We start from the raw sequence: 13,100 nt of genomic DNA, 5'->3' as shown, positions 1-13,100 counted from the left end.
GCGCGAAGGAAAAGCCATGAAAGTTGCCTGCATCGGCGCAGGTCCCGGAGGACTCTTCTTCGCCACGCTGCTGAAGCGGAGCCGACCCGACGCCGAAGTCGTGGTCTTCGAACGCAACCGCCCCGACGACACGTTCGGCTTCGGAGTGGTCTTCTCCGACGCCACCCTCGACGCCATCGACGCCGCCGACCCCGTCCTCAGCGAGGCGCTGGAGAAGCACGGCCGACACTGGGACGACATCGAGGTCCGCGTGCACGGCGCACGGGAGCGCGTCGGCGGCATGGGCATGGCGGCCGTGGTCCGCAAGACGCTGCTGAGCCTGCTGCAGGACCGGGCCCGGGCCGAGGGCGTGCAGATGCGTTTCCAGCACGAGGTCCGCGACCTCGCCGAACTGGACGACTTCGACCTGGTCGTCGTGTGCGACGGCGCCAACAGCCGCTTCCGCACCCTGTTCGCCGACGACTTCGGACCGACGGCGGAGGTGGCGAGCGCGAAGTTCATCTGGTTCGGCACCACCTACATGTTCGACGGGCTCACCTTCGTCCACCAGGACGGCCCACACGGCGTGTTCGCCGCCCACGCCTATCCGATCAGCGACTCGCTGAGCACGTTCATCGTCGAGACCGACGCCGACTCCTGGGCCGCGGCCGGCCTCGACGCCTTCGACCCCTCGACGCCGCCGGGCCCGAGCGACGAGAAGACCAAGGGCTACCTGGAAGCCCTCTTCCGCGAGCAGATCGACGGGCACCCGCTGGTGGGCAACAACTCCCGCTGGGCCAACTTCGCCACGCGCAGGGCCCGTTCGTGGCGACGGGGCACATGGGTGCTGCTGGGCGACGCGGCGCACACCGCGCACTTCTCCGTCGGGTCCGGCACCAAGATGGCCATGGAGGACGCGGTCGGGCTGGCCGAGGCCCTGGGGGAGACGTCGCACAGCGTGCCGGAGGCACTTGAGATCTACGAGCAGCGCCGTCGCCCCAAGGTCGAGAAGATCCAGAACTCGGCGCGTCCCAGCCTGTCGTGGTGGGAGCACTTCGGCCGCTACGTCCGTACGCTCGACGATCCGACGCAGTTCGCCTTCCACTTCCTCACCCGCAGCATCCCGCGCGGCAAACTCGCCGTGCGCGACGCGGCCTACGGGGACCGGGTCGACGGATGGTGGCGGCAGAACCACGAGACGCCGCCCCTGGAGACACCCTTCCGCGGCGGGCTGCTCCGGCTTCCCTCGCGCCGTGTGACGGCAGGCGACGAACTCCTCACCGGGACCGACGGCACCGCTGTCCCGATGGTCCCCTTCAGCGCTCAGTCGTCCGGCGCAGGCGTGTGGATCGACGCCCCGGAGACCGAGGAGGGTCTGCCGCTCGCCCTCGACCAGGTGCGCGAGACGGCAGAATCGGGCGCCCCGCTCGTCGGCGTACGCGGTGGTACGGCGCTCACCCGTGTACTCATCGCGGAGGAGGCCCGTCTCGGCCACGGCCTGCCCGCCGCTGTCATCGGCGCGTACGACGACGACACCGCGACCACGCTCGTGCTGTCCGGCCGGGCCGACCTCGTCGGAGGCACCGAGTGACCGCCCTGGACGCGCTGTTCGCGCCCCGCGCCATCGCCGTACTCGGCGCGTCGGCCACGCCCGGAAAGCTCGGCGCGGCGATGACCGACTCCCTCGCCTCGTTCCCCGGACCGGTGATGAAGGTCAACGCCGGCCGGCCCGATTCCGGCCTGGGCTTCTTCCCGACCATCGCCGAGGCCGCCGCGGCCCACGGCATCACGCCTGACCTCGTCGTCTCCTGCATTCCGGCCGCCGTGACCGCCGACGCCCTGCGCGAGGCGGCGGCCGCGGGGGCCCGCGCCGCACTCGTGTGCGCCGGCGGCTTCGCCGAATCCGGCGGCGACGGTGCGCTGTATCACCAAGCGCTGGCCGAGGTGGTGCGAGACACCGGCATCCGTGTCCTCGGACCGAACACCTCGGGCTTCCTCGCCCCCCACCAACGGCTCACCGCCAGTTTCGTCCCGGGCGCGGCCGACCTGGAGCCGGGGCCGGTGGCGGTCGTAGCGGCAAGCGGCGGGGTGAACCACGCCTTGGCCTTCGCCCTGGCCGAGGCCGGCGTCGGCCTGCGCCTCGGGGTCGGTCTGGGCAACAGCCTTGACATCACCCAGGCCGACGTCCTCAACCACCTCGCCGAGGACGACGCCGTACGGGCCGTCGCCCTGCACGTGGAGACCGCCGCGGAAGGCCGCCGCCTCGCCGAAGCCGTACGCCGCCTCGCCGATCGTGTCCCCGTCGTGGCCCTGGTCGTGGGCCGCAGCGACATCGGCGACTTCGCCCGCTCCCACACCGGTGCCCTGGCCACCTCCTGGCGCGTGACCAGGACGGCCCTGCGCCAGGCCGGAGCGGTCCTCGTCGATGACGAACGCGACCTCGTCGACGCCGTCACCGCGCTCAGCCGTGTACGGCTCCCCGCCAATCCACGCCCGGGCATCGGCCTGGTCACCGCACAGGCCGGCCCCGGACTGCTGCTCACCGACGACCTGCGCTCCCACGGCATCCAGGTTCCGCCCCTGGTCGAACGGACGGTGAAGGAACTGCGCGAGCTGCTCCCCGCCCTCACCTACCTGAACAACCCCGTCGACACCGGCCGCCCCTCGCCCGCGCTCACCCAGGTCGTCGAGCGCGTCTCGGAGGACCCCGGCGTCGATGTCACCGCTGTGTACGGGTTGTTGGAACCCACCGCGGTGGACCTCCCGGCCGTGCTGACCGCCGCCCGCATCGCCACCCCGCTCGTCGCCGTCGTCGGCGGACCCGTGGAGCAGGCACGGCGGACCCGCCGGCAACTCGGGGAAGCCGGCATTCCCTGCGCGGCCACGCCGGCGTCTGGTTCGGTCATGGTGCGCGCGCTCGTCGAGGACGCGGGGGCCCGCACACGTCTGGAGGCCGCCGACGTCACCGGGCCCGGTACACCCACGCTGCCTCTGCCCGGCCCTGTCGACGAGCACACCGCCAAGGGCGTCCTCGCGGACCTGGGCATCCGTACGCCCGCACGCCGCGTGTGCGCCGAGCCCGCCGCGGTGCACACGGCTCTCGACGAGCTCGGCGGACCGGTCGTGGTCAAGATCCTCGACGCGGAGATCCTGCACAAGACGGAAGTCGGCGGGGTCCAGGTCGGCATCCGCACGCACCAGGAACTCGACGACGCCCTCGCCCGCATGCCGACGAGTCCCGCACTGCTGGTCGAGCAGATGGCCCCCGCGGGCCCCGAACTCATCGTCGGCGTACGCCGCGACCCGGTCTTCGGCCCCGTGCTGGCTTTGGGCGCCGGGGGAACGGCCGCCGAAATCCTCGGCGATGTCTCCCTGCGTCTCGCGCCCCTGTCCGCGCACGAGGCGGACACGATGCTCGACGAGCTCGCCACCCGCGAGATGTTCCTCGGCGCGCGCAACGCCACCCCGGTCGACCGCGCTCGACTCACCCACGTGCTGCTCGCCCTCTCGTCCCTGGCCGCCGACAAGACGATGGCCGAGTGCGAGATCAACCCCCTGCGCGTCCTACCCGACGGCGACGTCGTCGCGCTCGACGCCGTACTGCTGCTGCGTGACTCCCGGGATCAAGGAGGATCCGACGATGCGTGAGGGTTTCGTCCCCTGGCCCAAAGAGACCGCCGACCGCTACCGCGAGGCCGGGTACTGGCGTGGCAGGCCGCTCGGGTCGTACCTGCACGAATGGGCCGCCTCCTACGGAGACGCGGTGGCTGTCGTGGACGGCGACACGCGCCTGACCTACCGTCAGCTCATTGAGCGCGCCGACGGATTGGCGTGCCGCCTGCTGGACTCCGGCCTCCACCCCGGTGACGCGATGCTCGTCCAGCTGCCCAACAGCTGGGAGTTCGTCACGCTCACTTTGGCCTGTCTGAGGGCCGGCATCGCCCCCGTGATGGCGCTGCCCGCGCACCGCGGCCACGAACTGCGCTACCTGGCCGCCCATGCCGAGGTCACGTCGATCGCCGTACCCGACCGTCTCGGCGACTTCGACCACCAGGAGCTGGGCCGGGAGGTGGCCGAAGCCACCCCGAGCGTACGGCTGCTGCTCGTCGCGGGCGGCACAGTCGGCGCCGATGCCACGGATCTGCGCGCCCTGGCCGAACCGGCCGACGACCCGGCCGCGGCACGGGACCGGCTCGACCAAGTCGCTCCCGACAGCGGTGACATCGCCGTGTTCCTCCTTTCCGGAGGTACGACGGGACTACCGAAGCTCATCACCCGTACCCACGACGACTACGAGTACAACGCGCGGCGCAGCGCCGAGGTCTGCGGCCTCGGCCCCGACACCGTGTATTTGGTGGCCCTTCCCGCCGGGCACAACTTCCCCCTGGCCTGCCCCGGCATCCTGGGCACCCTCATGAACGGCGGCCGCGTCGTCCTGGCCCGCACCCCGGACCCCGACAGGGTGCTGCCCCTGATGGCGGCCGAGGGCGTGACGGCCACCGCCGCCGTGCCGGCCGTCGCCCAGCGCTGGATCGACGCCGTCACCGCCGGCCGTCACCTCGCCCCGCCCGCGCTACGGCTCCTGCAGGTCGGCGGCGCCCGCCTCGCCCCGGAGATCGCCCGCCGCGCCGAACCCGTACTCGGCGGCGCACTCCAGCAGGTGTTCGGCATGGCCGAGGGACTGCTGAACTACACGCGCCCGGACGACCCCGACGACATCAAGATCGAGACGCAGGGCCGTCCCATGTGCCCCGACGACGAAATCCTCGTCGTCGACGCCTCCGACGACCCCCTGCCCTCGGGACACATGGGCGCCCTGCTCACCCGCGGCCCGTACACCCCGCGCGGCTACTACCGGGCCGACGAGCACAACGCCCGCGCGTTCACCCCGGATGGCTGGTACCGAACCGGCGACATCGTCCGCGTGCATTCCTCGGGCAACCTCGTCGTCGAGGGACGCGACAAGGACCTCATCAACCGGGGCGGCGAGAAGATCTCCGCCGAGGAGGTCGAGAACCTCGTCTACCGCCTGCCCGGTGTCGCCCGTGTCGCCGCCGTCGCGAAGCCCGACCCGGACCTGGGGGAGCGGGTGTGCGTGGTGGTGGTCGTCGAACCGGGCACCGACCTGACCCTCGAATCGGTCCGCGCCGCCCTCAGCGCGATGCAGGTGGCCCGCTACAAACTCCCCGAGGACCTGCTGGTCATGGACGAACTTCCGCTGACCAAGGTCGGCAAGATCGACAAGAAGCGTCTGCGGGATGTCGTCCGTGGCGAGGCAGACTCCGTCGAGGCGGTGTGACGGCGTTCGCCGCCGCGGAGGGCGGGCCGACGACGTCGTCGTGATGCTGCCGCTTCCCTTGAGGGAGTCAAAGCTGCTTTGCCGGCCCTCTGGCGGTACCTGGGGAACAGCTCCAGGTACCGCCGTCACCGTCGATCCGTCCCGACCGCCGGACCAGCACGGACCGGCGTCATCGGCGCGAGTCGTCCGTGGCCCAGGGGCTACACGTCGCCACGTCGTGTGCGTGGCGAACGGCAGCCCGGAATCGGGGAGCGATCGTCATTCCCCTTCGCAGACGCCGTCGACAGCGAACTTCTGGTACAGGTGCGGGTAGGCGACGGTGCCGGCAGGGTAGCCCTCCAGGTGCGAGGCGAACTCCGGTGTGCCGAGCGCTGCACGAAGGTGCTCGGTGGATCGCCAGACCGCGACGTTGGTGAAAAGCCGGCTGCCGCCGATGCCCCGGTACAGCTGCACCGAAAGAAGGCTCCCCGACTTCTTCATGTACTCCGCGTCGTCCGCCCAGGCGGCCACCACCTCGTCCTCCTTGCCTTCCGGGGCGACAAACGTGTTGATGACAGTGACCGGGCCGGTCTTCTCCTTCTGCTGGTCGCGGAAGGCGGTGGACTCGTCGAGGTTGCCGAACTTGAGCATGATTCCTCCATGAACTCGGTGAGCGGCCACGACGCCGTTCGCCGCGTGGCCCACCCGTGGTGCGCTTTCAGGCGTTGTGCTTGCCGAGGAAGTCGGTGATGAGCTGCAGCCACTCGTCGGTCCGCTCCAGCATCGGCAGGTGGCCGGTGGCGATTTCCGCGAGCTGCGCGCCGGGGATGGTCTCGGCGAGGTGGCGGTGCAGGGCGGTGGAGGTGAGCCGGTCGTCGGTGGTCGAGATGACCAGGGTGGGGACCTCGATGCCGGCGAGGTCGCCCCGGACGTCGACTTGGCCGACGAGGTCGGTCTGCTCGGAGCTGCCGTCGGCCGCGGTGGCGGCGACGTAGCCGAGGGTCTGCCGCAGCTGCTCGGCCGGCATCGACTCCAGCGCCTGGGTGCCGAGGGCCATCATGAGCTGGAATTCGGCGAGCAGTTCGCGGTCGCCGGACGCGGCTATCTTGCTCCAGACCGAGGAGGCGAGAGCGAGCCGGTTGTCGCGGTGCGGGAAGGCGGCGGTCAGGACGAGTGCGGTGACGCGCTCGGGGTGGCGGGCGGCGGCTCGGATGGCGACCGGGCCGCCGAGGGAGAAGCCGGACACGGCGAAGCGGTCGAGGCCCTCTGCGTCGGCGGCGGCGATGAGCTGGTCGGCGAGGTCGTCGACGGACAGCGGGGCGGTGGAGCGGGGGGTGTCGCCGCTGCCGGGGTAGTCGATGCCGACGACGGTGTGGCGGGCGGCGAGAGCTTCCAGGACGGGGCCGTAGGTGCCGGCCAGGCTGCTGCCGGCGCCGTGGGCGAGGAGCAGGCCAGGGCCGGAACCGAGGCGCGTGCGGGAGAACGTGGGTGCGAGCAGGTTGCGAGGTGACATGGTCAACGCCTTTCGAATGTGCACGGTCACACAAGAATCATCCAGTGCGTGTGATTGCTCTCCAAGGTCTATCACACGCTATGTATGATTCGGCTTGAATTGTGACCTCAATCACACTCAACGTATGATTGGCAGGTAGGGTGGCGGCATGAAGCAGCCCCTCCACCGTCGTCAGCCGACCCCGGGCAACCCGCGCGTGCAGCGCACCCGCAACCGCGTGCTGGCCGTCGCGCGAGAACTGCTGCCTCAGGTAGGACCGGCCGGGCTGACCTATGCCCTGCTGGCCGAGCGGGCAGACGTGACCCGCCAGACCCTCTACCGGCACTGGCCCACCCGAGCCGCACTGCTCTTCGACCTCGTCCTCGAAGGCCCCGACCTCGGTACCTATCCCGAACCGGGCAGCGACGTGGGCGCCGTGGCCACCGCCTGGCTGAAGAGCCTGCGCGCCGGGGTCAGTGTGCCGTCCGTGCGAACCGCGGCTCTGGCGGTCACCGCCCAGGCCGACCACGACCCCGACAGTGCCGGGGCTCTCGTCCGCATCGGCGAGGACCGCTACGCCGGTTTCAACAGGCTGCTGGAGCCTTCGGGCGTCCAGATCAGCGAAGACGAGTTCACCCTGCTGTACGGGCCCGTCCTCGCCCGGCTCTTCCTCGACCGCGGCCAGGTCACCGACGCCTTCATCGACGCCGTCGTGGCCCAGTGGCTCACCACCCTGCAGCGTGCCGACGCACCGCAGGACTCCCAGTAGCAGTCACCGAGAGCCCTTGACAGAGGCCAACGGGTGGCAGCGCCCGCCCTTCCGCGTGGGCGCCAGTCCGGCGATCGGCTTCATGGAAGCTTCATGAGCTCGGTGGTACGTGCTTGATGAGGCGGCTGTTGTCTGGCGGTCATGCACGTACTCCTCGTCCCGCCGGTGGACAGCGTTGATCGCCCCGCCGTCCGGGATCGGCCAGGCGCGTGGACCCCGTTGGGCAGGCGCGGGTCGGCGATGACGCGTTGCATCAAGGAACCGCCGGCTTGTTCACCCGCGTGGAGCCGACTGCCGGCCGGCGCGGCCACGTCTGCGCCATGGGATTCCCGCGCATGAGCGCCGGATCGATCTGCTGACGGCGACTGGCCCGGCAGAGGAGCGACTCACCCGCTTGCGCCCCCGACTGGCCGCGCGCCGCCCGCGCGTGGAGGCGGCGGTCCGCAATTCGGCGGGGACCACCGCCGTCCTGCGCAGACTGCCCGGCCTGGCGACGGCGCCGTGGCGTACACGCATACGACCTGACTCGTACACAGAATGAAGAGGGGAACCGGATATGAACCTGCGACGGAACATCTCGCGTCGAAGGATGATCGAAGGGGCTTCGGCCGCGGCGCTTGTCGGGGCGGCGGCGGCCACGGTGCCGGCTGCCATGGCTACTCCGGAGGCGGCGCCGTCCGGTCAGGGTCTGCCGAAGGGCAACTGGCGTATCGATACCCACGCGCACTACAGCCCCGATGTGTACAACGACTACCTGAAGCGCTACGGCCTCCTCGGCGCCATCACCGGGGCGTACGGTCCGTGGTCGGTCGATCGGCACCTGGCCTTCATGGACCAGTACCGGATCCAGGCCAGCGTCCTGTCGTTCGGCGACCTCCAGGTCACCGTCGGCCCGGTCGACGACCGGCGCGCCACCGCCCGGGCGGTCAACGACTACGCCCGCGACCTCGTGCAGACCCGGGGCGACCGGTTCGGGATCTTCGCGGTCACCCCGATGCCCGACATCGAGGGCTCGGTGGCCGAGGTGGACCGCGCGCTCGGCGAACTGGATCTCGACGGCATCTGCCTGCTCACCAACTACAAGGGCACCTACCTGGGGGACCCTTCATTGGCGCCTCTGTACGAGATCCTCAATGACCGCGGTGCCTACGTCTACGTCCACCCGACGGGTCCGGAGGTGAACCCGGCTCCGAAGCTGTGCTTCGGCCCCGACATCCCGGCCGGGAACAACGTCTTCGAGTACACCTTCGACGCGACCCGAGCGATGACGAGCCTGATCTACAACGGTGTCCTGCGGGACTACCCGAACATCCGCTGGCACTTCACGCACAGCGGCGGGGCACTGCCGTTCCTTGCCTACCGGCTGGCGACCCGGCACTCGGCCTTCCCGCCGTTCAACGAGGTGCTGCCGGAAGGCCCCCTCAAGTACATCAAGCGGATGTACTTCGACGACGCACAGGCGTTCACCGCCGCGCAGTTGCAGCCGCTGTCGTCGCTGGTGCCCGCCGACCACATCATGTTCGGCAGCGACTGGCCCGCGACCCGCCACCTCTACGCGGCCGACAACGTCGAGACGATGCCCTTCCTCAAGGGCAGCCTGCCGGTCCTCAAGGCAGGCGACCCCGAACCGACCGTCGACGAGATCTACAGCCGACGCCAGCGGATCGCTCTGGAGCGGACCAACGCCCTCGAGCAGTTCCCGAAGCTGCGGGCGCGTATACGCCGCGCCGGCTCGCGCTGAGCCGCGACCGCACGCCAAGCCCGCCGCCCGATGCCCCGCCGACGGGGCGCGGGCGGCGCTCGGTGCGAAGATCAGCGCCTGGGGACGGAGGGGTCACCGACGGAAGCGAGGTCGCCTGGCCGGGCGAAACGCATGGCCGGGGGCGGGCCCGTTGTCGCGGCCGGCGCGATGGCACTGCCGCACCTGGTCCAGCCCGGCCGCGACGGCTGCCTCTTCCCGCCCGGTGACGTGCGCGCCCTTGCCGAACGCCTCATGGAGCTGCCCGACGACCCGGCGGCCCGGCGCCGGAGGGGCGAGGCCGACCCGGGGATCGTCAGCGACCACGACATCCACCGTACGCTGGCCACATTCGCGGCCCTCTACGTCCACGCCGCCGGTCACCCCGCGGCCCTGACGGCCCTCCCCCTTCCCCTTCCCACCTCGGCGATGGAAAGCGAGCACGATGAGTACGCAGCGCGTTCTGGTCGTCGATGACGAACCCAAGATCCGCATGACCGTGCGCGGCTACCTGGAGGCGGACGGGATCCACGTCATCGAGGCCGCGGACGGGCCGTCCGCCCTGCAGTCCGTCACCCGCGACCGGCCGGACCTCGTGGTGCTCGATGTGATGCTCCCTGGGCTGGACGGATTCCAGGTCCTGCGCCGCATCCGGGAGGCGAGCCAGATCCCGGTGATCATGCTCACCGCCCGGGACGAGGAGGTCGACCGGCTGATCGGCTTCACCACCGGCGGCGACGACTACGTCACCAAGCCGTTCAGCCCCCGCGAACTGGCACTACGGGTGCGGGCCATCCTGCGGCGCACCGACAGCCGCACCGAGGCGCCCCACGAGGACGACATGCTGCGCTTCGACGGGCTGACTGTCGATCCCGAGACACGAACCGTCCTTGTCGGAAGCGACCGGACGGTGGAGCTTTCCGCTCTCGACTTCGATCTGCTGTTCGCGATGGCCCGGGCCCCTGGGCGGGTCTTCACCCGGCGCGGCCTGCTGACCCAGGTGTGGGGCGAGGACTTCTTCGGCGACGAGCGCGTCGTGGACGTGCACATCCGCACTCTGCGGCGCGCGCTGGGCGACGACGCGAACGCACCCCGGTTCGTGGGCACCGTCCGCACCATCGGTTACCGGTTCGTCGGGCGCCCCGCCTGAGCGGCCAGGAAGGACACCCCGCCCATGGTTCCCTCAGGCTTCCCGGCCTACCACAGGTCCCGTGCGCGGCTGCGCCGAATCCAGGAGCGGCTGTCGCTCCGCAATCGGCTGGTGCTCTCGCACGTCATGGTGCTCCTCCTGGCGCTGCTGGCCATGGCGGCAATCAGCGCGCTGATCGAGGTGTGGCTCGGGTTTGCCGACATCGAAGGCGACGTGGTCCTGCAGATCGGCCTCTTGTCCGGAGTGGCCGCGGCCTTCCCGGCGTCCGTCGCCCTGTCCCGGTTTCTGCTGCGTCCGCTCGACAGGGTGCGCGCCGCCACGCGCCGGCTCGCCGAGGGACACTACGACGACATCCTCGAACTCCCCAGCGAGCCGGGCCTGGCAGCGCTGGTCGAGGACGTCAACACACTGGCGGCAGCCCTCGCCGACACCCAACGCCGCCGCGCCCGCCTGATCTCCGAGGTCGCCCACGAGATGCGCACCCCGATCACCCTTCTACGCGGCCAGATCGAGGGCATGGCCGACGGCATCTTCATCCCCGATGAGGCGATGTTCGCCTCCCTCGCCGACGACCTTCACCGGCTGCAGCGCCTGGCGGGCGACCTCTCCAGCCTGTCCCGGTCGGAGGAGGCCGCCTTCGATCTTCACCGCAAGCCCACCGACGTGGCCACGCTGGCACGGGCCACGGCCGAGCGACTGCGCCCTCAGTACGACGACCAGATCGTGACCCTCGCCGTGGACGCAGACACACCCGTCGACGCTTTCTGCGACCCGGACCGGATCACCCAGGTCCTGGTGAACCTGCTCGGCAACGCATTGGCCGCATGCGATCGGCAGGGACAGGTGGCGCTGTCCGTCCACAGCGAACCATCTCCCGTGCACGACGTGATCGTCCGCGTCACGGACGACGGCATCGGCATCGCCGAACACGACCTCGAACGCATCTTCCACCGCTTCGAACGCCTTGATCGTCCCGGCCGACCCGCTGCCGCCGGCGGCAGCGGCATCGGCCTGACCATCGCCCGGGGCATCGCCCGAGCCCACGGCGGAGACATCACCGCGCAATCCGCCGGGCTGGGCAAGGGGGCAACGTTCACTTTGCGCCTCCCGCAGGAACCCGCCCCCGAGGGCGGCATGCCTCAGGTCTCCCGCTGACTCCGTCGACCCCGGAGCGGATCATCCCTGCCGACCCCATGGAAGCTTCATACGCCGAGTGGTACGTGTTTTATGAGGCGGCTGTTGCCTGGGGTCATGCAGGCTCTCCTCGTCCCGCCGTCGACCGCCGTTGATCACCATGCTTCGCGGCACCTGACAACGGCCGCGCACACCGCGCTGTCCGGTTCCGCCGTGCGCGACGAGCCTCTCCACCTGGAGTCGACCGGGCACGTGGATCCGGTGCGGGTGCGCCGGACTCGTGCTCAGTCGTAGACCTACTCGCGAAGGCGCCGGGCCGTCCAGTTGCTGATCCATCCCTGGTGAGCCGTCTGGCCGAGGTCCGCTCGCCCACGGTCTCGCCGGGGCGGTCAAGGCGCAGGCGGCTCCATGAAGCCCTGGATGAACCCCGTAACGATCTGAAGGAACGTGAGAGTGGAACAGACCATGATGGCGGTCCGCCTGTTCGAGCATGGCGGGCCCGAGGTGCTCAAGTACATCGAGGCGCCGATTCCCGAGGTCGGCCCCGACGACATTTTGATGCGCGTGCACGCGACGGCCGTCAACAGCTGGGATCTGCGGTACCGCGCGGGCAACTTGCCGCAGCCTCTGCCGGGACGGCCGCCGTGGCCTCTGCCGTTCCAGCTCGGCCGGGACGCGGCCGGTGAGATCGTCGCCACCGGCGAGAACGTCACCGAGTGGCACCCCGGCGACAGGGCAGTGCAGCTTCCGCACCCGCCGTGCCGTAACTGCGCCCTGTGCGTACGCGGGCTCGAAAACCTGTGCGTCGACACCGCCTACCCCGGACACCAGGTCTTCGGCGGCTACGCCCAGTACGTCGTGCGCCGCCAGGACGCGATCCTGCCCATCCCCGACGGCATCGACTTCGAGACAGCCGCAGCCACCATGTGGACCTACACCACCCCGCTCAACTGCGCGCGGCAAGCACCTGTCGGCCCCGGCGACACCGTGGTCATCACCGGCGCCAGCGGCGGAATGGCGATCGCCTGCGCACAACTGGCGAAGCTGAGCGGAGCCACCGTCATCGGCACCACCACCAAGCCGGACCGCGACGAAGCGCTCGGCAGGCTCGGCTACGACCACATCCTGCACTCCACCGATCCCCGACTGCCGGGGCAAGTCAGGGAGCTGACGCACGGTCTGGGCGCCGACGCCGTCTGGGACTGTGTCGGCGGCAACGACTTCTTCAGGCGCTCCCTTTCCTGTACACGGCTCGGCGGTACGGTCATCGTCCTGGGCACACCGACCGGCCAGGGCTCCCGGCTCGAGCTGGACGCACTCGCCCTCATCGGCCGGCAGGTGAGGATCGCCAGCGTGCGCGGCGCGACCCTGCGGGACCAGCAGCTGTGCCTGGAACTGCTGGCAGACGGAAAAATCACCCCGATCATCGACCGGGCCTATCCCCTGGCGGAGGCGGCCGAGGCCCACGCATACCTGGAAAGCCAACGACAGACCGGCAAGGTCCTCCTCCTGCCCTGACACCCCGGCGATTACGGACGGCTGACCAGTTCACCGAGGGAG

General features: G+C 70.5%; 11 protein-coding genes. 9 read left to right on the top strand and 2 right to left on the bottom strand.

The features are described 5' to 3' along the window. Nucleotides 1-16: 16 nt before the first annotated feature. The 3 genes from OHU35_RS02085 to OHU35_RS02075 are packed head-to-tail and all read left to right on the top strand — an operon-like array spanning nucleotide 17 to nucleotide 5,278. On the top strand, nucleotides 17-1,570 hold the full coding sequence (locus tag OHU35_RS02085; protein ID WP_189725299.1) for an FAD-dependent monooxygenase: 1,554 nt from the start codon (nucleotides 17-19) through the stop codon (nucleotides 1,568-1,570). Next, complete coding sequence (locus OHU35_RS02080) at nucleotides 1,567-3,627, top strand: acetate--CoA ligase family protein (RefSeq protein ID WP_189725300.1); 2,061 nt, start codon at nucleotides 1,567-1,569, stop codon at nucleotides 3,625-3,627. The genes OHU35_RS02085 and OHU35_RS02080 overlap by 4 nt, the downstream gene beginning before the upstream one ends. Beyond that, on the top strand, nucleotides 3,620-5,278 hold the full coding sequence (locus tag OHU35_RS02075; protein WP_189725301.1) for a (2,3-dihydroxybenzoyl)adenylate synthase: 1,659 nt from the start codon (nucleotides 3,620-3,622) through the stop codon (nucleotides 5,276-5,278). Before OHU35_RS02080 ends, OHU35_RS02075 begins: the two co-directional genes overlap by 8 nt. A gap of 258 nt (nucleotides 5,279-5,536) precedes the next feature. Here OHU35_RS02075 and OHU35_RS02070 read toward each other — a convergent pair whose 3' ends face one another. Continuing rightward, nucleotides 5,537-5,908, bottom strand: coding sequence for an antibiotic biosynthesis monooxygenase (locus OHU35_RS02070; RefSeq protein ID WP_189725302.1), 372 nt, complete (start codon nucleotides 5,906-5,908; stop codon nucleotides 5,537-5,539). Between the two features lie 67 nt (nucleotides 5,909-5,975). Continuing rightward, nucleotides 5,976-6,770 carry an alpha/beta fold hydrolase gene (locus OHU35_RS02065; protein WP_189725303.1) on the bottom strand — a complete coding sequence of 265 codons (795 nt, stop codon included), beginning with the start codon at nucleotides 6,768-6,770 and terminating at the stop codon, nucleotides 5,976-5,978. A gap of 148 nt (nucleotides 6,771-6,918) precedes the next feature. Between OHU35_RS02065 and OHU35_RS02060 the strand changes: the two genes are divergently transcribed. From OHU35_RS02060 to OHU35_RS02035, 6 genes are all read left to right on the top strand, one after another. Further along, nucleotides 6,919-7,518 (top strand): TetR/AcrR family transcriptional regulator, encoded by a 600-nt coding sequence (locus tag OHU35_RS02060; protein WP_189725304.1) that lies wholly within the window; start codon nucleotides 6,919-6,921, stop codon nucleotides 7,516-7,518. Nucleotides 7,519-8,170: 652 nt separating this feature from the next. After that, nucleotides 8,171-9,259, top strand: coding sequence for an amidohydrolase family protein (locus tag OHU35_RS02055; RefSeq protein WP_405504347.1), 1,089 nt, complete (start codon nucleotides 8,171-8,173; stop codon nucleotides 9,257-9,259). Between the two features lie 132 nt (nucleotides 9,260-9,391). Further along, entirely contained in the window at nucleotides 9,392-9,733 is a 342-nt protein-coding gene (locus tag OHU35_RS02050) for a glycosyltransferase (protein WP_405504346.1), read from the top strand. Continuing rightward, a complete protein-coding gene (locus OHU35_RS02045) occupies nucleotides 9,702-10,406 on the top strand; it encodes a response regulator transcription factor (protein ID WP_405504344.1) in 705 nt (234 codons plus the stop codon). The genes OHU35_RS02050 and OHU35_RS02045 overlap by 32 nt, the downstream gene beginning before the upstream one ends. A 24-nt stretch (nucleotides 10,407-10,430) precedes the next feature. After that, entirely contained in the window at nucleotides 10,431-11,561 is a 1,131-nt protein-coding gene (locus OHU35_RS02040; RefSeq protein WP_405504342.1) for a sensor histidine kinase, read from the top strand. A 432-nt stretch (nucleotides 11,562-11,993) separates the two neighbouring features. Further along, nucleotides 11,994-13,058, top strand: a complete 1,065-nt coding sequence (locus OHU35_RS02035) for an alcohol dehydrogenase catalytic domain-containing protein (RefSeq protein WP_189725308.1) — start codon at nucleotides 11,994-11,996, stop codon at nucleotides 13,056-13,058. The last annotated feature ends 42 nt before the right edge of the window (nucleotides 13,059-13,100 follow it).

The organism is Streptomyces purpurascens, assembly GCF_045040895.1.
Taxonomy (GTDB): Bacteria; Actinomycetota; Actinomycetes; order Streptomycetales; family Streptomycetaceae; genus Streptomyces; species Streptomyces purpurascens.
Note: the sequence above shows the minus strand (reverse complement) of the source record. Positions and strands in the feature narration are given on the sequence as shown.